Source organism: Bartonella grahamii ATCC 700132, from assembly GCF_000518085.1.
Classification (GTDB): Bacteria; Pseudomonadota; Alphaproteobacteria; order Rhizobiales; family Rhizobiaceae; genus Bartonella; species Bartonella grahamii.
Map to the genome: position 1 here is coordinate 207,820 of NZ_JACX01000001.1, position 23,541 is coordinate 231,360.

General features: G+C 35.6%; 23 protein-coding genes. 11 read left to right on the plus strand and 12 right to left on the minus strand.

What is annotated here, in order from left to right; genetic code table 11:
* Positions 1-95: 95 nt before the first annotated feature.
* Genes dnaQ through U736_RS0100800 form a run of 5 tightly spaced genes read right to left on the minus strand, consistent with a single transcriptional unit; the run spans position 96 to position 3,687 of the window.
* A complete protein-coding gene (gene dnaQ, locus U736_RS0100780; RefSeq protein WP_012754437.1) occupies positions 96-803 on the minus strand; it encodes a DNA polymerase III subunit epsilon in 708 nt (235 codons plus the stop codon).
* Positions 804-807: 4 nt separating this feature from the next.
* Positions 808-1,392, minus strand: a complete 585-nt coding sequence (gene coaE, locus U736_RS0100785) for a dephospho-CoA kinase (protein ID WP_012754436.1) — start codon at positions 1,390-1,392, stop codon at positions 808-810.
* On the minus strand, positions 1,389-2,261 hold the full coding sequence (locus tag U736_RS0100790) for a shikimate dehydrogenase (protein WP_012754435.1): 873 nt from the start codon (positions 2,259-2,261) through the stop codon (positions 1,389-1,391). The genes coaE and U736_RS0100790 overlap by 4 nt, the downstream gene beginning before the upstream one ends.
* Positions 2,254-2,850 carry a Maf family nucleotide pyrophosphatase gene (locus U736_RS0100795; RefSeq protein WP_012754434.1) on the minus strand — a complete coding sequence of 199 codons (597 nt, stop codon included), beginning with the start codon at positions 2,848-2,850 and terminating at the stop codon, positions 2,254-2,256. The genes U736_RS0100790 and U736_RS0100795 overlap by 8 nt, the downstream gene beginning before the upstream one ends.
* Positions 2,851-2,862: 12 nt before the next feature.
* Entirely contained in the window at positions 2,863-3,687 is an 825-nt protein-coding gene (locus U736_RS0100800) for a pyruvate, water dikinase regulatory protein (RefSeq protein WP_012754433.1), read from the minus strand.
* A gap of 555 nt (positions 3,688-4,242) precedes the next feature.
* Here U736_RS0100800 and rho point away from each other — a divergent pair.
* The 6 genes from rho (at position 4,243) to U736_RS0100830 (ending at position 11,211) form a co-directional block, all read left to right on the plus strand.
* Positions 4,243-5,508 (plus strand): transcription termination factor Rho, encoded by a 1,266-nt coding sequence (gene rho, locus U736_RS0100805; RefSeq protein WP_015857121.1) that lies wholly within the window; start codon positions 4,243-4,245, stop codon positions 5,506-5,508.
* Between the two features lie 31 nt (positions 5,509-5,539).
* Complete coding sequence (gene mnmE, locus U736_RS0100810) at positions 5,540-6,847, plus strand: tRNA uridine-5-carboxymethylaminomethyl(34) synthesis GTPase MnmE (RefSeq protein WP_026500153.1); 1,308 nt, start codon at positions 5,540-5,542, stop codon at positions 6,845-6,847.
* A gap of 106 nt (positions 6,848-6,953) precedes the next feature.
* Positions 6,954-8,822, plus strand: coding sequence for a tRNA uridine-5-carboxymethylaminomethyl(34) synthesis enzyme MnmG (gene mnmG / locus U736_RS0100815; protein WP_026500154.1), 1,869 nt, complete (start codon positions 6,954-6,956; stop codon positions 8,820-8,822).
* Positions 8,822-9,469, plus strand: coding sequence for a 16S rRNA (guanine(527)-N(7))-methyltransferase RsmG (rsmG, locus tag U736_RS0100820; protein WP_015857118.1), 648 nt, complete (start codon positions 8,822-8,824; stop codon positions 9,467-9,469). Before mnmG ends, rsmG begins: the two co-directional genes overlap by 1 nt.
* Positions 9,470-9,475: 6 nt before the next feature.
* Positions 9,476-10,273, plus strand: a complete 798-nt coding sequence (locus tag U736_RS0100825) for a ParA family protein (RefSeq protein ID WP_015857117.1) — start codon at positions 9,476-9,478, stop codon at positions 10,271-10,273.
* Between the two features lie 32 nt (positions 10,274-10,305).
* Positions 10,306-11,211: a ParB/RepB/Spo0J family partition protein gene (locus U736_RS0100830; RefSeq protein WP_026500155.1), complete on the plus strand. Its 906-nt coding sequence runs from the start codon at positions 10,306-10,308 to the stop codon at positions 11,209-11,211.
* 549 nt (positions 11,212-11,760) lie between these two features.
* Here the strand turns inward: U736_RS0100830 and U736_RS0100840 are convergent.
* The 7 genes from U736_RS0100840 to dapF all read right to left on the minus strand — a co-directional run bounded on the left by U736_RS0100840 (position 11,761) and on the right by dapF (position 17,877).
* Positions 11,761-12,273 (minus strand): hypothetical protein, encoded by a 513-nt coding sequence (locus tag U736_RS0100840; RefSeq protein ID WP_026500157.1) that lies wholly within the window; start codon positions 12,271-12,273, stop codon positions 11,761-11,763.
* A gap of 194 nt (positions 12,274-12,467) precedes the next feature.
* A complete protein-coding gene (locus U736_RS0100845; protein WP_026500158.1) occupies positions 12,468-12,965 on the minus strand; it encodes a hypothetical protein in 498 nt (165 codons plus the stop codon).
* 2 nt (positions 12,966-12,967) lie between these two features.
* A complete protein-coding gene (gene gloB / locus U736_RS0100850) occupies positions 12,968-13,729 on the minus strand; it encodes a hydroxyacylglutathione hydrolase (RefSeq protein ID WP_015857113.1) in 762 nt (253 codons plus the stop codon).
* Positions 13,730-13,791: 62 nt separating this feature from the next.
* Entirely contained in the window at positions 13,792-14,478 is a 687-nt protein-coding gene (locus U736_RS0100855; RefSeq protein WP_026500159.1) for a septation protein A, read from the minus strand.
* Positions 14,475-15,728 carry a signal recognition particle-docking protein FtsY gene (gene ftsY / locus U736_RS0100860; protein ID WP_015857111.1) on the minus strand — a complete coding sequence of 418 codons (1,254 nt, stop codon included), beginning with the start codon at positions 15,726-15,728 and terminating at the stop codon, positions 14,475-14,477. The genes U736_RS0100855 and ftsY overlap by 4 nt, the downstream gene beginning before the upstream one ends.
* Positions 15,729-15,742: 14 nt before the next feature.
* Positions 15,743-17,026, minus strand: a complete 1,284-nt coding sequence (mtaB, locus tag U736_RS0100865; protein ID WP_015857110.1) for a tRNA (N(6)-L-threonylcarbamoyladenosine(37)-C(2))-methylthiotransferase MtaB — start codon at positions 17,024-17,026, stop codon at positions 15,743-15,745.
* Positions 17,026-17,877, minus strand: coding sequence for a diaminopimelate epimerase (dapF, locus tag U736_RS0100870; RefSeq protein WP_026500160.1), 852 nt, complete (start codon positions 17,875-17,877; stop codon positions 17,026-17,028). The genes mtaB and dapF overlap by 1 nt, the downstream gene beginning before the upstream one ends.
* 226 nt (positions 17,878-18,103) lie before the next feature.
* Between dapF and U736_RS0100875 the strand changes: the two genes are divergently transcribed.
* The 5 genes from U736_RS0100875 (at position 18,104) to sucD (ending at position 23,390) form a co-directional block, all read left to right on the plus strand.
* Positions 18,104-18,649: an AprI/Inh family metalloprotease inhibitor gene (locus U736_RS0100875; RefSeq protein ID WP_015857108.1), complete on the plus strand. Its 546-nt coding sequence runs from the start codon at positions 18,104-18,106 to the stop codon at positions 18,647-18,649.
* Between the two features lie 97 nt (positions 18,650-18,746).
* Complete coding sequence (gene zapE / locus U736_RS0100880) at positions 18,747-19,946, plus strand: cell division protein ZapE (protein WP_015857107.1); 1,200 nt, start codon at positions 18,747-18,749, stop codon at positions 19,944-19,946.
* A 288-nt stretch (positions 19,947-20,234) separates the two neighbouring features.
* Positions 20,235-21,197 (plus strand): malate dehydrogenase, encoded by a 963-nt coding sequence (mdh, locus tag U736_RS0100885; protein ID WP_015857106.1) that lies wholly within the window; start codon positions 20,235-20,237, stop codon positions 21,195-21,197.
* A 90-nt stretch (positions 21,198-21,287) separates the two neighbouring features.
* Complete coding sequence (gene sucC / locus U736_RS0100890; RefSeq protein ID WP_026500161.1) at positions 21,288-22,484, plus strand: ADP-forming succinate--CoA ligase subunit beta; 1,197 nt, start codon at positions 21,288-21,290, stop codon at positions 22,482-22,484.
* A 3-nt stretch (positions 22,485-22,487) separates the two neighbouring features.
* Positions 22,488-23,390, plus strand: coding sequence for a succinate--CoA ligase subunit alpha (gene sucD / locus U736_RS0100895; protein ID WP_015857104.1), 903 nt, complete (start codon positions 22,488-22,490; stop codon positions 23,388-23,390).
* Positions 23,391-23,541: the final 151 nt, after the last annotated feature.

The following is a 23,541-nucleotide window of genomic DNA, read 5'->3' on the forward strand; positions in this document are numbered from 1 at the left end:
GGGTCGTTGTGGTGTTCCCCTCCCCACAACGACCGTTTTTTTTGACATCCATATTCTTTAATTTAAATGGTGACTTTTTTAGAGAAAAGATGATTTTATTCATGAATTTTGAAGTTATTCCACAGAGCTTTTTCACCCATCGTGTTGATAAAATCGGCATGCAACCTTTTTTCTTGCATACTCAATCTTGAAGGTAAAGCCTGTGGGCGAATTTTAACTGCATAAGATGTATCTTTATCATTCTGGATATGTTCATCAACACCCCTTCTATTACCAAAGCCCAATACACCTTGTTTTCCACCGATCAGTTCAATATAAACATCGGCTAGAATTTCTGCATCAAGCAAAGCACCATGAAGAACACGATGGCTGTTATCAATTCCAAAACGTTTGCATAAAATATCAAGAGAATTAGGCCCCATAGGGAATTTACGCCGTGCCATAGCCAATGTATCAAGAATATTATCAACACTGATGAGCGGTTTGTTGACGCGTTTTAATTCTGCATTAATAAAACCAATATCAAAACTTGCATTATGCGCAATCATTGTCGCGCCTTTAATAAATTCCAAAAATTCATCAACAATATCACTAAAACTTTTCTCGTTTTTTAGGCGTTCATTGGTTAATCCGTGAATTGCTACAACTTCATCAGGAATAATAACGCCTTCAGGGTTTAAATAAACATGAAATTGGCGCCCCGTAAGATAACGATCAACCATTTCTACACAACCAATTTCGATTATGCGATCTTTTTCTTTATCTAAACCTGTTGTTTCTGTATCAAAAATAATTTCCCGCATGACTTCAATTCTTTAGTTTTTTTATCACATCAAAAACCTGTTGACGTGTATTCTCTAAATCTTTCCCTGTATAAATAATAAAATCAGCACGTTCTCGTTTTTTTTCATCCGGCATTTGTTGAGCATTGATAAAGGCAAATTTTTTCTCATTCATACCTTTGCGAATCATTACACGTTCTTTTTGTATTTCTGGTGGGGCAGAAACAACAATAACGCTATCCACACGACTTTCACCATTTTTTTCAAATAGAAGTGGAATATCAAGAATAACTAATTTTTTCCCCTGTTCACGCGCTATATTAATAAATTCCCTTTCTTTTTCTTGCACCAAAGGATGAATTATTTTTTCTAATGTTTGTAATTTTTCCTTATCATCAATCAAAATTTCAGAAAGTTTCAAACGGTTAACTTCACCGTTTTCAACAACACCTGGAAAAATACGCTCTATGAATGACAAAGCTGGCTCACTTTTATAAAGCTGTTGTACTGCTTCATCAGCACTAAAAACAGAAATACCCGCTTGCTTGAAAAAATCAGCAACTGTTGATTTTCCCATAGCAATTGATCCTGTTAATCCTATGATCTTCATTCTCTTTTTTCACTCATATCCTCTAAAATGGCTGTCCGTAACGCTTTTGTTACCTGTGGTCTTATTCCAAACCACTGTTCAAACCCTATAACAGCCTGATGTAGAAGCATCCCAAGCCCATCAACCGTCTTGAGATCACAAGCCTTTGCCTGTTGTAAAAAAGGAGTTATCAATGGTGTATAAATAATATCTGTTACTAACGCCGTTTTTTTTGCTTTATGAAAATCACAAAAAAAAGAATCACTTTTTTCTTCTGGATTTTTTATACCAATAGAGGTTGTATTAACAATCAAATCAGCTTGATGGAGTATTTCATGGATTTTATGCCAATCGTAAACTTTAATGGTTTTTCCAAAATGCTGAGCTAAATTATCGGCGCGTTGTTTTGTACGGTTAACCAAATAAATCTGTTCAAATCCGCGTTTTTTTAAGGCGTATATGATAGCGCGTGCGGCACCACCTGCTCCAAAAACAAGAGCTGTTTCCCCTCCCCAATCAGATGCAAAATCATCAAGATTAGCGCTAAAACCATAGGCATCGCTATTCGTGGCAAAAAGCTTATTTCCTTCATACCAAAGTGTATTAACAGCACCAATCATTGTTGCTCTCTCATCTTTATAATCTGCTAAACGAAAAGCTTCCTGTTTATAAGGCAAAGTAACATTTCCTCCACAAAAGCCTATTTTTTGTAAAGACGCAATAAAATGACTGAATTCTTCAGATGTTACTTCTTGTGCAAGATATTCTCCTTGTAAACCATATTGTTTAAGCCAAAAATTGTGAATTTTAGGCGATTTTGAATGATGAATTGGAGAACCAACAACAAAAGCACGCGGATAATTTATTTTTTTTATTGTTAAGTCAACCATCAATAATTCCTAAATGACGCAGTTTTATGAGTAGAGGCAGCAAAGGTAAACCAACAATGGTAAAAAAATCTCCTTCAATTTTTTCAAAGAGATGAATCCCTTCCCCTTCAATTTGATATACTCCCACGCTGTTTAGAATATCTTTTCCTACGCGTGCTAAATAATGTTCAATAAATTCTGACGAGAGCAAACGGACGGACATATGTGCACTAAAAGCTTCAACCCAAATTTTTTGACCATTTTTAAATAAAGCTACCGCACTATGAAGAGAATGGGTTTTTCCTGATAACTCACATAAACGTTGATGTGCTTCCTTAATATTTGTTGCTTTGTGAAAAACTTTACCTTCCAAATCAAGCACTTGATCACAACCAATAACGAAAGCATCAGGAAAACGATCTGAAACATTTTTTGCTTTTGCACCCGCAAGAAAACAGCTGAGTTCTTTAGGTGTTTTTTCTTTTGCTTTTTTTTCTACTTCTCTTTCATCAAAAGAAGCTCCTTCAATGAAAAAATTTAAACCTGCTTTTTTTAATAATTTTGCACGATAAAAACTAAGAGATGCTAATATTAACGTATCTGTGTTCATGAGAATTTTCTCTCATTTTCCTTCACGAAATCGTGATAAAAGTTCAAATATTGCAGCAGCAGTTTCTTCAATAGAGCGTCTTGTGACATCAATAATAGGCCAACCAAAACGTTCGCAAATGCGTTTTGCATAGATTAATTCTTCAGCTATGTTGATACGATTTGTATAACTATCAAGAGCAAAACCTTCTCCCAAATCTCGATTTTGGCGAATATGTGAGATTCTTTCAGCTGAAGCAATTAAACCAATAATTAAAGAATTTTTTGCCTCTAAAAGGGATTCTGGCAAATCAATATTAGGAATAAGAGGAACATTAGCCGTTTTTATTCCGCGATTTGCTAAATAGATACTTGTTGGCGTTTTAGAGGTTCTTGAAATTCCAACAAGGATCACATCTGCTTCGGATAAGCTACTGGAAGACTGTCCATCATCATGCTCTATTGTAAAATCCAGTGCTTCAATACGGCGAAAATAATCTGCATTAAGATCATGTTGTGCGCTCGCACGTAAATGTGTTGGCATTCCAAGGTAAGACTGAAAAGCATTTAAAACAGGATGCAATATATCAATACAAGGAACTTTTATTTTTTTACACCTTTTTTGAAGGAGAAGTTTAAATTCTTCATCAATCATTGTGTAAAGAACAATACCTGGCTCTTGTTGTATTTCATCAAGAGCTTTTTGTAACTGTATTTTATTACGAATCATAGGGTAGATATGCTCTGTTGCCTGACTCATTGTATACTGCGATGCTACAGCTCTCCCAACAGAGATTAATGTTTCTCCCGTTGCATCAGAAAGCATGTGTAAATGAAAGAATTTTTTTTCTTTTGTCACAGAATTTTTAACTCCTTGTTAAGATATGTGTATATATCCTTACCGTTTTTTATAAAACTAAAATTTAGGAAAAATTCTTCGTTTTTATACACAAATTAAATGCTTGTGATAATTTTATACCTCTTATAAAAAAGAGGGGATAATATCTTTAAGATAGTGTTATTTTTATTCTTTTTTTTAGTCCCTTTTGTGGATAAAATTGAGGATAAATACTAATCCACACTAAACACAGTTATAAATAAGAAGAATCCTTTCTTTAATATAAATTTATTAATATAAATTTCTGTAAAAAATACTTTTGAATAGCATTTAATTAATGCTATAACTCTAACTCATATTTTTGTTATAAAATAAATTAAACACTATTTGTATTTTTATATTTTTTCAAGTTTTTCATACAATTACTTAATATTACAGGGATAAATTTCATATAAATGGTACTTGCAGATTTAAAAAATTGAGTGTAAAATATTTTTCTTCTTAAGAATATTTCATTCATAAATTTCCATAAATTATTTAAGATAATTTTCTCCTTAATTACAAAGAGCATATTTCATGCAAAAAATGAAACTACAAGAACTTAAAAGCAAAAATCCCGTTGAACTTGTTTCTTTTGCTGAAACATTAGAAGTTGAGAATGCCTCTCTTATGCGCAAACAAGAATTAATGTTTGCTATCTTGAAAAAACTTGCTCTACAAGATGTAGAAATTATAGGAGAGGGTGTTGTTGAAGTTTTACAAGACGGATTTGGTTTTTTGAGATCTGCTGACGCTAATTATCTTCCTGGTCCTGATGATATTTATCTTTCACCAGCACAAATACAGTCATTTTCTTTAAAAACAGGCGATACCATTGAAGGTCCTATACGTAGTCCAAAAGAGGGAGAACGTTATTTTGCTCTCCTTAAAATTAATACAATTAATTTCGAAAAACCTGAAAAGATTCGTTATAAAATTCACTTTGATAATCTTACTCCTCTTTATTCAAATGAGCGTTTCCAAATGGAAATACAAGATCCTACAGAGAAAGATATGTCATCACGCGTGATTGATTTGATATCTCCATTGGGAAAAGGACAAAGAGGGTTAATTGTTGCTCCTCCTCGGACAGGAAAAACAGTTTTACTTCAAAATATTGCTCATTCTATTACCACTAATCATCCTGAATGTTATCTCATTGTTCTTTTAATTGATGAACGACCAGAAGAAGTTACAGATATGCAGCGTTCAGTAAAAGGAGAAGTGGTTTCTTCTACTTTTGATGAACCTGCAATACGTCACGTACAAGTAGCAGAAATGGTCATTGAAAAAGCCAAACGCCTCGTTGAATATGGACGCGATGTTGTTATTCTTCTTGATTCTATTACACGTCTTGGACGTGCATATAATACAGTTGTTCCTTCTTCGGGTAAAGTTTTAACAGGTGGTGTGGATGCAAATGCTCTCCAGCGTCCAAAACGTTTTTTTGGTGCAGCACGTAATATTGAAGAAGGTGGATCTTTAACCATTATTGCAACGGCTTTGATTGATACAGGAAGTCGTATGGATGAGGTTATTTTTGAAGAATTTAAAGGAACAGGTAATTCTGAAATTGTTCTTGATCGAAAAGTTGCTGATAAGCGTATTTTCCCTGCTATGGATATTTTAAAGTCAGGAACGCGTAAGGAAGAACTTCTGGTAGAACGACAAGATTTGCACAAAATTTTTGTTCTTCGTCGTATTTTAGCATCTATGAATGTAACAGATGCAATTGAATTTCTGATTGATAAATTAAAGCAAACAAAAAACAATAGTGAATTTTTTGATTCAATGAATACTTAGAGTCATTAAAGTTTTTATTAGGATAAAACCTGTGGATACAATCTTTGCTGTTTCGAGTGGATTGTTACCTTCGGGGGTTGCAGTCATTCGGCTTTCTGGTCCTCATGTTGTGAATATAGTTAAAACGCTTTGTGGTCGTTTACCTAAAGCACGTTTTATGCATTATGGAAATCTTACTGCTCGTGATGGGAGCTTTTTAGATTCTTGTTTAACTGTTTTTTTTCCTGCTCCTCATAGTTTTACGGGGGAAGATTGTGCAGAATTCCATTTACATGGAGGAAAAGCCGTTGTTAGTCGTTTTCTCGATGAATTGTCGACATTTTCTGGATGCCGTATTGCAGAAGCAGGTGAATTTTCACGTCGTGCTTTTATGGAAGGAAAATTAGATCTTGTTCAAGCAGAAGGTCTTGCTGATTTAATAGAAGCAGAAACGGAAAGCCAACGGCGTTTAGCTGTTATGGGTACAAGTGGACATTTAACGACGCTTTATCGTGATTGGCGTCATAAGCTTATGAAGGCGCGTGCTTTTATTGAGGCAGAACTTGATTTTGTTGATGAAGCAGATATTCCCAACGCAATATCTGATAAAGTTTGGAAAGATGTTGAGGATCTTTGTACTTCTATTCGTGAATATATTACTGAAGGAGAGCGTGCTAGTATTTTACGTGATGGATTAAAAATTGTTATTGCTGGTGCTCCAAATTCTGGAAAATCAAGCATTATGAATCGTCTTTCAGGAAGATCTGTTGCTATTGTAACGGAAGAAGCAGGAACAACCCGTGATGCTTTAGAAATGAGAATTATTCTTGGTGGTTTACCTATTTTTTTAACGGATACTGCTGGTTTTAGAAAAACAGAAAATAAAATAGAACAAATGGGAATAGAAGTTGCTAAACAGCATGTTAGGGAAGCTGATTTAGTTATTTTGGTTTATGATATAGGAAATCCTGAGCAAGTTGATTTACCAGAAACATCGGCTGAAATATGGTGTGTTGGCAATAAGCTTGATCTTTATGAAAAAAATGATCAGCATTGGTCTATACAATTTTCCGCATTAACTGGTTTAAATTTTGATTATTTTATCAAAGAACTTGAATCATTTTGTCATCATCGTGCTTCTGAAATTGGAAATATTGTTCCGGCGCGTAAAAGACAACTTCAATTATTAAAGGAGGCTGTTAAAGAGATTGAATATTCTCTTAATTATCATTCTCTTGATCTCAGTTTACGTGCAGAACATCTCCGTTGTGCAAGTGATTTTCTTGGAAAAATTACAGGAGATATTGATGTTGAAGATTTGCTTGATATTATTTTTTCAGAGTTTTGTGTTGGTAAATAATGATTCACGTGAAACATTGATTATTTCATAGACAGATTATAAAGATTATGTAATTTATATTCTGTTTCACGTGAAACCTTAGAATATTTTCTACGGAATGAATAAAATGCAATCATATGATGTTGTTATTGTTGGTGGTGGTCATGCTGGCTGTGAAGCGGCTTCAGCTTCAGCGCGTGTAGGAGCCAAAACAGCGCTTGTTACACATAAAATATCAGCACTGGGAACAATGTCGTGTAATCCTGCTATTGGTGGACTTGGAAAAGGGCATCTAGTTCGTGAAATAGATGCGTTAGATGGTCTCATGGGAAGAGCAGCAGATGCTGCTGGAATTCAGTTTAGACTACTTAATAGACGTAAAGGACCGGCAGTAAGAGGACCACGGACACAGGCGGATCGACAACTTTATAAAAAAGCAATTCAAAAATTATTAAAAGAACAAGAAAATCTTACTCTTATTGAGGATGAAGTTATTGATCTGGTTGTTAAAGATAATTGTGTATCAGGTGTTATTTTAAAAAAACAAGGAACAATTTTATCTGGTGCTGTTGTTTTAACAACAGGAACATTTTTAAATGGCTTTATTCATATTGGTGATAAAACATGGGCTGCTGGACGTATGGGAGATCAGTCAAGTGTGCATCTTGCTAAACGTTTAAAAAATTATCATATAAAACTTGGTCGATTAAAAACAGGAACCCCTGCTCGTTTGAGTAAAAAAACAATTGCTTGGGATCATCTTCCAAAACAACAAGCAGATGAAAATCCCATTCCCTTTTCTCTTTTAACAGAGAAAATTGAACAACCACAAATTGAATGTGCAATAACACGTACAAATGAGAGAACACATCAAATTATTTGCGATAATATTTATCGTTCTGCTTTATATTCTGGAAATATTGAAGGGTTAGGACCACGTTATTGTCCTTCTGTTGAAGATAAAATTGTGAAATTTGGAGAACGTGATGGACATCAGATCTTTCTAGAACCAGAAGGATTAAATGATGATACTGTTTATCCAAATGGTCTTTCTACTTCTCTTCCTGAAGATGTACAAATTTCTCTATTGAAAACCATTGAAGGGTTGGAAAATGCTATAGTTTTGCAACCTGGTTATGCTATTGAATATGATTTTGTTAATCCACAACAATTAACGAGAAGCTTAGAATTACGTTCTTTACCGGGTTTGTTCTTAGCAGGCCAAATTAATGGTACTACAGGATATGAGGAAGCAGCAGCTCAAGGACTTTTAGCTGGATTAAATGCGGCACATAAAGTAGGTAAATTAGATGAAATACTTATAAGTCGTTCTACCGCTTATATTGGTGTTATGGTTGATGATTTGGTTTCACGTGGTGTTTGTGAACCTTATAGGATGTTTACATCACGTGCTGAATTTCGTTTATCTTTACGATCTGATAATGCTGATACGCGTTTAACACCTTTGGCACAAAAATGGGGTATTGTGAGTGAAATACGTTGGGAATGTTATCAGAAAAAACAAGAACGCCTTGATCAAGCACGATCAATATGTCAAAATCTTTTTTTAACACCCAATGAAGCTTCTGCTCATGGATTACACGTTAATCATGATGGAATTCGGCGTTCCGCTTATGATTTTCTTGCTTATCCTCATATGACTTTAGAGCGTCTTTCAGATTTTTGGCCACAATTACAAACGATTGATTCTAAAACAGCAGAATCTTTAGAAATTGAAGCACAATATGCGGTTTATTTAGATAAACAAGCACAAAATATTGCCTCTCTTCAAAGAGATGAGCGTTTAGAAATTCCTTCTTCTCTTGATATTCAGGCAATTTCAGGTCTTTCAAATGAACTTAAATCAAAAATTCAAGAAGTGTCGCCGCGTTCAATTGCTGATGCACAAAAAATTGATGGTATGACACCCGCCGCGTTATCGCTTATTATTACATATATTCAACGTCAACGACGTGAAAAGGCTAAAACAGCTTAATGGATTTTTCTACAGAAAAAAAATATCAACAATTATTAAATATTGTTCCTTCTGTTTCACGTGAAACGATGGAAAATTTAATTCAGTTTGAGTCTTTAATACTTCAATGGAATGCACATATTAATTTGATATCTGCTACAACGATACCAGATCTATGGACACGGCATATTCTAGATTCAGCACAAATTTTTCCTTTGTATGCTCATTCTTTACATTGGTGTGATTTAGGATCAGGAGGAGGTTTTCCTGCAATTGTGATTGCTATCTTTTTGAAAGAAAAAAAAGTAGGACATATTAATCTTGTTGAAAGTAGTGGAAAAAAAGTTGCTTTTTTGCGAACAGTTATTGCTCAACTTAATCTTCCAGCAACGGTTTATCACGCTAGAATTGAAGATGTATATCAAAAAATTCCCGCATCTGATATTATAACGGCACGGGGATTAGCGCCGCTCAATAGTCTTTTACAACTTATTTTTCCTTTATTAACAGAAAAAACAATAGCTCTTTTGCAAAAAGGTCGGGATTACGCTACAGAAATAAAAAATGCCTCTGCCAATTGGCACTTTGATCTGTTAAAACATAAAAGTAAAGTTGATGAAAATTCTGTTATTTTAGAAATTTCTCATATTCGATCATATAGAGGGTAGAGCAAAATGAGCGAAACACGAATTATCGCTATTGCAAACCAAAAGGGTGGAGTCGGAAAAACAACCACAGCAATTAATCTTGCAACAGCTTTAGCGGCTATTGGTGAAAATGTCCTTATTATGGATGTTGATCCACAAGGTAATGCTAGTACAGGTTTAGGGATTGATCGTAATAACCGTCCTTTATCTTCTTATGATGTTTTAGTTTCGGGAATTTCAATTACACAAGCGGCTTTAAAAACAGCAGTACCTAATCTTTATATAGTTCCCTCTACACTTGATCTTTTAGGTGTGGAAATGGAAATTTCTTCATCACAAGATCGCATACAACGCTTACGTAAAGCTCTCTATGATGATCCGGAAATGGAAAAAAAATTCAATTATATTTTAATTGATTGTCCTCCCTCCCTTAATCTTTTAACACTTAATGCTATGGGGGCAGCTAATTCTGTTTTAGTGCCTATGCAGTGTGAATTTTTAGCACTTGAAGGTTTAAGTCAATTACTTGAAACAGTAAAACAAGTGCGATCCGTACTTAATCCATCTTTAGAAATCCAAGGTATCGTTCTAACAATGTATGATGGACGTAATAATCTTTCAAATCAAGTTGTTGAAGATGTACGTTCTTTTATGGGGGATAAGGTTTATCGTACTGTTATTCCACGAAATGTAAGAGTATCAGAAGCGCCCTCTTTTGGAAAACCTGTATTGCTTTATGATCTCAAATGTGCTGGGAGCCAAGCTTATTTGCGTCTAGCATCAGAAATGATTCAACGTGAAAAACAAGCGCGTGCTGCTGCTTAAAAAAATCAACTAAAAATTTAAAGAGCAAAATTATGAATGATGATCAATCAAAAAAAAGACTGGGTCGTGGATTAGCGGCATTAATTGGGGATATCAGTTTAAACAGTGATCTTACACGTTCATCAAATACTGACAAATTTACAGAGTCCAATACAGCTTCTCCTGTTTCTGAACGATTTGTTCCACTTGAATCTATTTCGTGCAATCCACATAATCCGCGACGTCATTTTACCGATTCAGAACTTGATAATTTAGCACAATCAATTCGCCAGCACGGTGTTGTTCAACCTGTTATTGTAAGACCATCACGTGATCATCCTCATCGTTTTGAATTAATTGCTGGCGAACGGCGTTGGCGTGCTGCACAGCGAGCTAATTTAAATAAATTACCTGTTATTGTTCGCGATGTAGATGATAAAACGGCTTTGGAATTGGCAATTATTGAAAATGTTCAACGTGCCGATCTTAATCCTATCGAAGAAGCAATGGGATATGAAATTTTGCTGAATGAACATGGATATACACAGGCAGATTTAGCGCAAGTTATTGGAAAAAGTCGCAGTCATGTTGCTAATACGCTTCGTTTGTTAAAACTTCCACCAAAAGTACAACAATTCTTAACCGACGGGCAACTCTCCGCTGGTCATGCACGCTGTCTTATCACTGTTGAGAATCCACAGGATTTAGCTGAAAAAATTATTCGCGAAGGGCTTTCTGTGCGCCAAACAGAAATACTTGCGTATGAACAGGCAAATCCAAAAGTCAAAAAACGAACTGCTGTTGAGAAAGATACAGAAACAAAATCTTTAGAAAAATTACTTGCAGACGTGATCGGAATGAAAGTGACTATTCGGCATGGCAAAAAAGGTGGTGATTTAAAAATACGCTACTCTTCACTAGAACAATTAGATGATATTTGCCGGCGTTTGCAAAACTAATTAATTGTCTAAAATAGCACGAATTCTATCTATATATTTTTGACTGAAATTAAAATTATCTGAAGGTATAGTATTTTTGAAGAGAATTTTTATCTTCAAAGGCTATTATTACAGCTAAAGTTGTTTGAAGGACCATGAGACCAATAACATAATCTTTAGGTGAGAGATTATATTTTCTTAAAAGATCTGTTAGTTTTGATCTAGCAGAAATAGAAGCAATGAACCCTTCAATGCTGTTATCATTTCCGGTATTGGATGGCTCTGGAGGAAAATCCTCAATTTATTTGTTTTAGTTATTCTATTTTTGAGAGGAAATATTCTGTTAAAAGATAATTTATAATGATATTTGGATTGCTGCTAGAGAGAAAACAAATTGATTGTCTGTTTGCTTTTTCTTTTCCATTGTTAATTGAACATATGTTAAAAAAGGGAAAGAAAGCAGATACAATACCAATTAAAACATTGTTTGAAATTTTACTTTCTTTTTCGTATTTCAGTAAAGACTTTTTCGTCTGCGAAGTCAACCGTCTGTTCAAAATAGAACTAATTCTATTTACAACGACTTTTTAAAATAGCAAGTATTCTATACATATATTTTTTACCAAATTCTAAATTGTTTGAAACTACAGTATTTTTTTCATCAAAAGAAATCCCTTCTTCTTTAAGAAGTTCAAGAGGAACTAAAAGCGTTGTTAATGTTGCTTGAAGGGCGAGGGTTCCTATAGCAAAATCTTTAGGTGTTATATTATTTTTTTTTAAAATATTCATTAATTTTGGTTGATTAGAAATAGAAGCTACGAATCCTTCAATACTGTGGTCGTGTTCAATTTCAATATCAGGTTCTTTTTCAGTATCGGATACTTTTGATTCTGATGGTGAGCTTTCACACTCTTCTTTATTAATTTGTTCCATTTTTAAAAGCAAATCTTCTGTTAAGGTGTAATTTTCAATAACATGCGGGAACTCGAATTTTTTATCTGTTTCCTTTTCCTTTGCCATTGTTAGTTGAGTATGTATTACGAAAAGAAAAAGAAGAGACAAACGTAACACTAACTTGAACATGATTAAAAATTATCCTTTCTTTTTTGAATTTCAATAAATATTTTTTCATCTGTTATTCTTTATTTGTAGAAAAACGTTTGTAAATATAATCAAAATAAAAGTAATTATTAGTAATGATAAAAACACTGTGATTTTTAATGCACTGACTTCTTATTAGATTAGTGGGATGATATTTTTTAACGTTTCATAACTGATTAGTTGCTCAAAATGAGTTTTTCACAGCTCTCTAAAAGAATTGTTGCTTTGTAAAAATGTTTTTTAACAAATTCAATATTGTTTAAAAAGATAGTATTTTTCTCAGTAGAATATTCCTGTTCAGGTACAAATGTAAGAAGCGTTGATATTTCTTTGAGTGCTAAGGTTCCTGCAGCAAAATCTTTTGGCGTGATATTATTTTCTTTTAAAATATTTACAAATTTTGGTTTACTAGAAATATAAGTAGCATAGTTTTCAATACTAGAGTGGATAATAGAATCATAAGTGATAAGATCATTTTTTGTTTCTGGAAGTAAATTTTTACATTCTTTTTCAATTTTTTCCAGCTTTAAAAGAAAATCTTCTGTTAAGGGGTAATTTGCAATGAGAGGTAATATAAGAGAAGAATTATCTGTTTCCTTTTCCTCTGCCATTGTTAGTTGAATATGTATCACGAAAAGAAAAAAGAGAAACAAACGTAATACGAACTTAAGCATGGTTAAAATTTATCCTTTCTTTTTCGAATTTCAGCAAAAACTTCTTCATCTGTAGCATTGGTCATTGAGAGGTTCTTTCTGATTGCAGGATTATCCCAACGAAGAAAGGGATTTGTTGTTTTTTCTTGTCCTAAAGTGACAGGTAAAGTCATGGCATTTCCTGCACTCAATAAAAAAACTTCCTCTATTCTTTGGTGGAGCTTTTTATTATGTGGATCAATTGTTAGCGCAAAAAAAGCATTGTTTTTTGTATATTCATGTCCACAATAGAGAAGTGTTTCATCGGGAAGTTGACGAAGCTTTTTTAAAGAGTTCAGCATTTGAACAGGTGTTCCTTCGAAAAGGCGTCCACAACCGAGTGAGAAAAGTGTATCTCCAGCAAAGAGTAAACCTTTCTCAGGAAAATAATAAGATAATGCGCCCGAAGTGTGACCAGGTGTTGAAAGAGCCAAAAGTGAGTGAGAACCAAAGAGAAGTTTTTCATCAGGTTGAAGTGTTTGATCAAGATGATGAATCTTTTCTTTTTCTGCTTCTGGTCCGATAACCATAGCGTTGTATACTTGTTTTAATTCTTCCAATGCTTCTACATGGTCGTGATGATGATGAGTTACAAAAATAGTCTGAAGTGTCCAGTTACGGCGTTTTAAGGCGTTATGAATCGCTTCACTTTCAGGTGCATCAATTGCAGCTGTGTAGCCACTTTTTTCATCATGAATGAGTACACCAAAGTTATCTTTTCGACAAATAAACTGTTCAATCAACATGTTTTTCTCCTGAACAGTATTTGGTGATGAATCTATAAAATAATATATAGTAGTGAATTTTTTTAAGAATCAGATTTGTCCTCTTCTGTGAAAAGTTCTTTTGAATGTTTCATAATGATAGGCATTTGGGTAAGCATAAAGAGGACTGTTAGGGGCATGACGCCAAATACTTTAAAACTTGTCCAAAAATTATCGCTAAAATTACGCCAAATAATTTCATTCAAAAGGGCAAGAAAAACGAAAAAGAATGCCCAACGATAGGTAAGTTTTTGCCAGCCTAAATCATCAAGTTTTAAGGTAGAATCAAGAGCATAACGTAAAAGTGGTTTTTTAAAACACATACCACCAAAGAGGATGAACGCAAATAAGCTATTAATAATTGTTGGTTTCATTTTTATGAAAGTTTCATTGTGAAGCCAAAGAGTTAGAAAGCCAAAAACTAAAACAAATATTCCTGAAATAAGAGGCATAATAGGAATTTGTCTTGCAAGGATCCATGATAAGCTTAGAGAAATAATAATCGCTATCATAAAAATAGCTGTTGCAGGGAAAATAGGCTTACTAAAATTTTGAAAAAATCCAATGTTTTTTATTAACCATTCTCCCTTATAATTGGCAAAAAAGAAGGCAACCAATGGACCCATTTCTAAGAGAAACTTAAGTGTTGGTGAGAGAGGGGGTTTCTTATTGTTATTCATATTTTTGTCAGAATTATTGTGTGAATTAGAGTTAGATAAAGGCTGTTTCATGTATGTTTTCCTGCAATAGTTTCGGCAAAGTCAGAAGCAGAAAAAGGTTGAAGGTCTTCAATATTTTCTCCTATACCGATAAAATAAACGGGTAATTTATATTTTGCTGCTATAGCGACAAGAATTCCTCCTCGTGCGGACCCATCCAGCTTTGTCATGACTAAACCATTAACACCAGCAATATCACGGAAAATTTTCACTTGGTTGAGTGCATTTTGTCCGGTAGTTGCATCAAGCGTTTGAAGGATTGTATGGGGTGCTTGGGGAGTGTGTTTTTTTAAAACACGAATAATTTTTGCCAACTCATCCATCAATTCAGATTTATTTTGTAAACGCCCTGCTGTATCAATAATTAATACATCGCTGTTTGCTTTTTTTGCTTTTTCATAAGCATCAAAGGCTAAGCTGGCGGCATCTGCACCCAATTTTGTTGAAATAACAGGAGAATCAGTACGTTTACCCCAAATATGCAATTGCTCAATAGCTGCGGCTCGGAAGGTATCACCAGCTGCAAGCATAACTTTTAATCCCCCTGCTGTTAATTTTGCTGCAAGTTTTCCTATTGTTGTCGTTTTTCCAGTTCCATTTACACCTACTAGCAAAATAACATGAGGTTTATAGCTGAGATCAAGTTCTAATGGAATTGCAACAGGTTCCAGAACTTTTTTGACCTCATCAGCTACAATAGTATGAATATCGTCTGGGGAAAGATCTTTTCCGTAACGACTGGAAGCTAAAGTATTTGTGATGCGTGTCGCCGTTTCTACCCCAAGATCAGCTTGGATAAGGATATCTTCGAACTCCTGCAATGTATCTTCATCAAGTTTTCTTTTAACAAAGAGGTCGCTAATTGATCCGCTTAGGCGTTGTGAAGAAAGAGATAGACTTTTTTTAAGGCGCCCAAACCACGCTATCTTTTTTTGTTCAACAGAAGGTTCAGATAAAATTTCTTCATTCTTTTTTTCACGGATGTTGTCTGTGACAATAATTTTACCAGAAAGAGGAATTTTATCAGAATGGGATTCTAGAAATGGAGATTTTTCATCATATTTTGTAAGTGTTGACTCTCGATTTTTTGTTTGTTCTTCTTTTTCTGTGTCTATAGAGATTTGGTTATTTTTTGTCCTTTCATTTTTGTCTTTATTTTCTTCAATTATATCGCTTTTATCAGGAATAGAAATCTGTTCTTCCATTTCCTGCTCTTGAGATTTGTTAAAAGAGAATATTTTTTTTATAAAAGATTTCGTCATAAGAATTTTCCTGCTCAAGCAGCGTTTAATTTTGGAAGGACAGCAATCAATTTATCGCCATCATGATCAACGATAAGGGCTTGAACAATTGTTCCTGCTTTTGCACCTTTAACTTGTACAAGAGTATAATCTTCTGTTCGTCCGATTTCATCTTTTTCAATGAGAACTGTTTGTAGACTGTTTTGCAAATGAGAAAGATGCTTTTGGTAAGCCTCTTCACCTGCTTTACGTAATTTTTCAGCACGTATCTTAACTATTTTACGGTTGATTTGTGGCATACGTGCGGCAGGTGTTCCTTCTCTTGGACTAAAGGGGAAGACATGGAGATGGGTTAAATTACAATCTTTGATTAAAACAAGACTGTTTTGAAACATCTCTTCTGTTTCTGTAGGAAAACCAGCAATTAAGTCGGCACCATAAACCATTGTAGGACGTTTGGCACGCAATTCTTGGCAAAATTGAATGGCATGTTCGCGTAAGTGTCGCCGTTTCATCCGTTTTAAAATCATATTATCACCTGCTTGCAAAGATAAATGCAAATGGGGCATGATCCTTGTTTCATAAGCTAAAAGATTGATGAGTTCTTCGTCTGCTTCAATAGAGTCAATAGATGAGAGGCGTAATCGCGCTAAGTTAGGGACATGATGCAAAATTGCTGAAGTTAATTTTCCTAGAGTAGCTTTTCCAGGAAGATCGTGGCCATAACTTGTAAGGTCAACACCTGTAAGGACAACTTCTTGAATACCCTCACCTATCAGCTTTTTAATTTGTTCTATGACAGCACCCATGGGAACTGAGCGAGATGGTCCTCGTCCATAAGGAATAATGCAAAATGTACAGCGATGATCACATCCATTTTGTACCTGTACAAAAGCGCGGGTGCGCTCTTGCATTGCACTGACCATATGTGGGGCAATTTTTTGTACTTCCATAATGTCATTGATACGCACCTTTTCGGAATGGTTAATACCAAAATCAGGAAGTTGACGATAAGAATGGGCGTGAAGTTTATCTTCGTTTCCTAAAACGAGATCCACTTCTCTCATTGAGGCAAAATTTTGTGCTTCTGTTTGAGCTGCACACCCTGTTACAATGATACGTGCGTGAGGATTTTCACGTCGTGCTTTGCGGATAGCTTGTTTTGCTTGTCGTACGGCTTCGGCAGTGACAGCACAGGTATTAAAGATAATAGCACCATCTTTAAGCTGATCTAGCCCTGAAGAAGTACTTTCTTTGCGAATGATTTCCGATTCGTAGCTATTAAGTCGACAACCAAAAGTTACAATTTCTATTGCCATCAGGAGTGATCCTTTTTGTAGCACCCTGTTAAAGGGCTTAAAAAACCACTAAATTGATATTTTATTGGTCCTGTCATAATAACATGATCGTCTTCTCGGTAAAAAATATTAAGTGTTCCCTTTGGTAAGTTTACATCAATATGGCGTTGTGTAAGACCACGACGATAAGCAGCCACTGCACTTGCACAGGCAGCACTTCCACATGCTTGTGTTAATCCTACTCCTCGCTCCCATGTCCGTAAATTTAGACTTTTCTTTGACGTTATGCAAGCAATGGAAATATTGCACTGTTCGGGAAATAGGGGATCATGTTCAAGTTTTGGTCCATATTTTTCTAATGGAATATGTTGAATATCATTTTCAACAAAAAAGATAGCATGGAGATTGCCAATGGATATGAGACAAGCATCTTTTAGAGGACCAGCCGTAATTTCTACGTGATTGGTATCAACTATTTCACGTGAAACAGGCATCTTTTTTGCATTGAAATTTGGGCATCCCATATCAACAGAAATGAGATTATCGGTTTTATATGTCCCTTCAATAATTCCAGCGGGAGTTTCTAAACGAAATTTTTCACCAAAATTGTGATCTTTAAGCCATGCAACGACACAGCGGGTACCATTGCCACAAGCTTTAGCCATTGATCCGTCGGCATTCCATATTTCTATGCGGAAGTCGGCTTTTTTCTGGGTTGGTGTGTGGATAGCCATGATTTGATCAAAGTGTATTTCGGGATCTGCTGACAAAGCAAGGATTGCTTGTGGTGTAAGAGCATGAGTGCTTTCACGCATATCAATAACAATAATTTGATTTCCAAGACCGTCCATTTTGCTAAATGGCGTTTTCATGAAACTTCTCTATTTCTAATGATTACTTATAAAGGGATATATGACCGAAAATCTTATAAATTTCTAGTCTTTAATAAAGATAAAATTGGGTACATAAATTATTTCGTTTAAAAATAAGTGATTTTAACCTGTTTTTTTTAATTTGTTAATTTATCTTTGTAAATATAACAAATATTCACTTAATTTTTTTGTGAACTTATTTATTGTCGTGGGAGAGAGTACAGATATGTCGTTTTCAAAAATTTCGTTTTTCGTTGCACTATCAACTGTAATGCTTTTAGGGGGATGTTCAACAACACGGTTTGACAGCAATGACGGTAGTAACGCATTAGAAGTTTTTTATCCATCTCAACAAATGACAACATTGGAAGTGTCTGATCTGTCATCTACTTCTTCGTCGATATCTGAGGCAGCAAACGCTTCGATGTATGAAAAAGGAGATTCTCAGAGTGATGGACGAATGGCTAGTCTCGAATTGCCAAGTAATGCTACTGATTTATTTCCTGCAAGTGTTGCTGGTGTATGGAATCTTTCTATGGGGGGTAAAGTTTGCCGGATCGCAACGCCGCAAACAAAGTTTGGACAAGGGTACCGCGCTGGTCCTTTACACTGTCCAGGAATTGCTTCCCAAGTGAGATCGTGGGCTGTTAAAGGAAAAAGATTATATTTTTATAATAACTCTGGACGTGTTATCCTTGCTCTCTACTCTTCAAATGTTGATCGTTTTGAGGGACGTACACTTGATGATCATCCAGTTGTTTTAAGTCGTTAAATCATTTTTGATCGTTTATGAAAAACTAAGCTAGACGGGCAGATTCGTGAAAAGTATTTGTATTTTTCATTGAGAACGGTTTGAAAAGGTTATTTGGATGATTCTCGTTTCAACACGTTATAAAGAGCTTGTCTCTAAAGGGGAGGTTTGTTTTGATCCCGCTCAATTAGCTATAACAGAATATTTTGATCATTTATTAAAAAAAATTGCGGAACAAAACATCTCTCGTCCTTGGACTTGGATATTTTGCTCTTTCTTTAATAGAATATTCAAGAGGAAAAAACAAAATATCTCTTGTGTTGTAAAACAAGGGGATGAAAAAGGTTCTTTTCAGGGGTTGTATGTTTTTGGTGAAGTAGGACGGGGCAAAACCATGCTGATGGATTTGTTCTTTTCTTGTTTGCCTAAAGGTCATAAAAAGCGTGCTCATTTTAATGATTTTATGACTGATGTGCATGAGCGTATTAATTTTTATCGTCAAGCATCTGGGGGTGAAAAGTTTAAACAAGATAATCCTATTTTAGCTGTTGCTGAAGATCTTGCACGAGAAGCAAAGGTACTTTGTTTTGATGAGTTTAGTGTAACAGATATTGCTGATGCTATGGTATTGGGGCGGCTTATTTCTGCTTTGTTTGATAAAGGAATTTTCTTTATTGCGACTTCAAATGTGGCGCCGGATAACCTTTATTATAACGGTTTAAATCGTGAACTCTTTTTGCCTTTTATTCAAGTTTTGAAAGCATATGTTCGTGTTGTTAATCTTGATGCAAAAACAGATTATCGTCTTGAAAAATCAAATCTACAGCCTGTGTATGTAGCACCTTTAGGGAAAAAAGCAGATGAATGCATGGATCAAGCATGGGCACTTGTATTGCAAGGACATAAGGAGATATCTGATAAAATTTCTATAAAAGGGCGCCTTATTCCTATTCCGCGTGTTGGTGCAGGATGTGCACGCTTTGATTATAGAGATTTATGTGCAAAGCCTTTGGCAGCGGCTGAGTATTTGGTATTAGGGGAGCGTTATCATACGATTTTTATTGATAATGTACCGGTCATGGATGATACATGTCGCAATGAAACAAAACGGTTTATTTTGCTTATTGATATTCTTTATGAGCGCCACATACGGTTATTTATGTCGGCTGCGGCAGAGGTGGGGGATTTGTATAAAGGGCATGCGCAGATTACGGAAACATTTGAATTTCAAAGAACACAGTCACGTCTTTTTGAAATGCAAAGCCACGATTATTTAAAACTTTGGGAAGAACATTTTCTTTTGAAGAAGAAGCATTGATTATACTTTTACCTTTACGTAAACTGTAAAAACAATAACTCTTTGAAATTAAAGAAATGTAATAATTCTGTTGTATTTTTTTTAAATTCACTTTATCGATACATCGTGATAATTTTCTAATAGTTGTTTCAGCGGAGGGTTGTTGTTTCTGTAAGGAGAAAAATTTGTAAATTTCATTTCTTTACTCCTTTTTATGATATTGTTTGAATATGGTTGAAGTCAAAAATATTCAGTATACGGACGCTGATGGGTGTGCGCTGAATTATCTAAAAGTTAGGAAAAAATAAAATGGCACGAAAAAAAATAGCTCTCATTGGTTCAGGTATGATTGGTGGTACTTTAGCACATATTATTGGGCTTAAAGAGCTTGGTGATGTTGTTTTATTTGATATTGCGGAAGGTGTGCCACAAGGTAAGGCTCTAGATATCGCCGAATCTTCTCCCGTTGACGGTTTTGATATCAGTCTAAAAGGTGCTAATGCTTATGAAGCAATTGAAGGATCTGATGTTGTTATTGTAACAGCAGGCGTTGCGCGAAAACCTGGTATGAGCCGAGATGATCTTTTGGGAATTAATTTAAAGGTGATGGAACAAGTTGGAGCTGGAATTAAAAAATACGCGCCTTCAGCATTTGTTATTTGTATTACCAATCCCCTTGATGCGATGGTGTGGGCATTGCAGAAATTTTCAGGTCTCCCTACACATAAAGTGGTTGGTATGGCTGGTGTTCTTGATTCAGCACGTTTTCGTCATTTCTTATCTGAGGAATTTAAGGTCTCTGTTAAAGATGTGACAGCGTTTGTTTTAGGAGGGCACGGTGATTCAATGGTTCCTCTCGTGCGTTATTCAACGGTTGGTGGTATTTCTTTGCCTGATCTTGTAAAGATGGGCTGGACAACACAGGAAAGAATTGATCAAATTATCCAGCGTACCCGTGATGGCGGTGCAGAAATTGTTGGTTTGTTAAAAACAGGTTCTGCTTATTATGCACCAGCAGCTTCTGCTGTTTCTATGGCTGAGGCCTATTTAAAGGACACTAAGCGTGTTGTGCCTGTTGCAGCTTATCTTTCAGGAGAATATGGGGTTAATGATACCTACGTTGGTGTTCCTGTTGTAATTGGTGCAGGTGGTGTTGAACGAGTCATTGAAATTGATCTTGATAAAGAAGAAAGAGATGCTTTTGATCATTCAGTAAATGCAGTTAAAAAGCTTTGTGAAGCTTGTATTGCTCTTGTGCCTAGTCTCAAGTAAATTGAACAAGATTTAATTCATTAAAACTAAGTATTTAGAATATTAAAACTTTAGGATTAATAATGATCCATAAAAGAAAAGGACAAATGCATGAATATCCATGAGTATCAGGCCAAACGTCTGCTTCATGAATATGGAGCACCAATTGCAAATGGTGTTGCTGTTTATTCTGTTGAGCAAGCTGAAAAATGGGCGGAAAAATTGCCCGGACCTCTCTATGTGGTTAAAAGTCAGATACACGCTGGTGGTCGTGGTAAGGGTAAGTTTAAAGAACTTGGTCCTGATGCAAAGGGTGGTGTTCGGCTTGCAAAATCTGTTGAAGAAGTTGTTGCAAATGTTCAAGAAATGCTTGGTAAAACTTTGGTAACCAAACAAACGGGTCCAGAGGGTAAGCAGGTCAATCGTCTTTACATTGAGGATGGTGCTGATATTGAAAGGGAGCTTTATCTTTCACTTTTGGTTGATCGTAGCGTTGGTCGAATTGCTTTTGTTGTTTCAACAGAAGGTGGAATGGATATTGAAACGGTTGCTGAAGAGACACCAGAAAAAATATTCACGCTTCCCATTGATGCTGTAGAGGGTGTTACTTCGGTTGATTGTGCAAGACTTTGTGATGCATTGAAACTACAAAGTAGTGCGCGAGAAGATGGTGAAAAGCTTTTTCCGATTCTCTATAAGGCATTTTGTGAAAAAGATATGAGCCTTTTAGAAATCAATCCGCTTATTGTGATGAAAGATGGTCGTTTACGTGTTCTTGATGCAAAAGTTTCTTTTGATAATAATGCTCTGTTTCGTCATCCAGATATTTTAGAATTACGCGATCTTTCAGAAGAGGATCCAAAAGAAATTGAAGCATCAAAGCATGATCTTGCTTATGTTGCTCTTGAGGGTACAATTGGCTGCATGGTTAATGGTGCGGGTCTTGCTATGGCAACAATGGATATTATCAAACTCTATGGAGCTGAGCCTGCAAATTTTCTTGACGTTGGTGGTGGAGCGTCAAAAGAAAAGGTGACAGCTGCTTTTAAAATTATTACGGCCGATCCAAATGTTAAGGGCATTTTGGTTAACATTTTTGGTGGTATTATGCGTTGTGATGTCATTGCTGAAGGTGTGGTTGCTGCTGTTCGTGAGGTTGGTTTAAAGGTTCCCTTAGTTGTTCGTCTTGAAGGCACTAATGTTGAGCAGGGTAAAGCAATTATCAATGAAAGTGGTTTGAATGTTATTCCTGCTGATGATTTAGATGATGCTGCCCAAAAAATTGTTGCAGCCGTGAAGGGAGCTTAAGCTATGTCGATTCTTGTGAATAAAGAGACAAAAGTTCTAGTTCAAGGGCTTACAGGAAAAACAGGAACATTTCATACAGAACAGGCGCTTGCTTATCATGGTACGCAAATGGTTGGGGGTGTTAATCCTAAAAAGGGTGGAGAAATATGGGAAGGTTCAAAAGGCGAAGCTCTTCCTATCTTTGCTAATGTTGCAGAAGCAAAGGAAAAAACAGGCGCGGATGCTTCTGTTATTTATGTTCCTCCTGCAGGGGCTGCGGCAGCTATTATAGAGGCTATTGAAGCTGAAGTTCGTTTAATTATCTGTATTACGGAAGGTATTCCCGTTATGGATATGGTTAAAGTGAAGGCGCGATTAGAAAACTCAAAGTCTCGTCTTATTGGTCCTAATTGTCCTGGTATTCTTACACCAAATGAATGTAAAATTGGTATTATGCCTGGTTCTATTTTTAGAAAAGGTTCTGTTGGGGTTGTTTCGAGGTCGGGAACTTTAACTTATGAAGCCGTTTTTCAAACGAGTCAGGAAGGTCTCGGGCAAACAACTGCGATAGGGATTGGTGGCGACCCTGTTAAGGGCACTGAATTTATTGATGTGTTGGAAATGTTTTTAGCGGATGATGAAACTCAGTCTATTGTTATGATTGGGGAGATTGGTGGTTCTGCTGAAGAAGAAGCAGCACAGTTTCTGCAAGATGAAGCAAAAAAAGGTCGTAAAAAACCAGTTGTTGGCTTTATTGCTGGCCGTACAGCTCCTCCAGGACGTACAATGGGACATGCTGGTGCTGTTATTTCTGGTGGTAAAGGTGGAGCAGAAGATAAAATTGCGGCAATGGAATCAGCAGGGATTCGAGTGTCTCCTTCACCATCACAGATAGGTAAGACTTTGATGTCAGTTTTGAAGGGCTAAAAGAAAATTTCACCTGAATAAGAAAAAGTTCTTAGATTCAGGTGAAAAAACTTGAGTATAAAAAGGTAAAACTTTTTTGAATGTTTGAATCATTGCTTGTTTTGTAAGCATTTAAAGGTCGAAAAGAGATATAAGGAGACGGAATAGATGT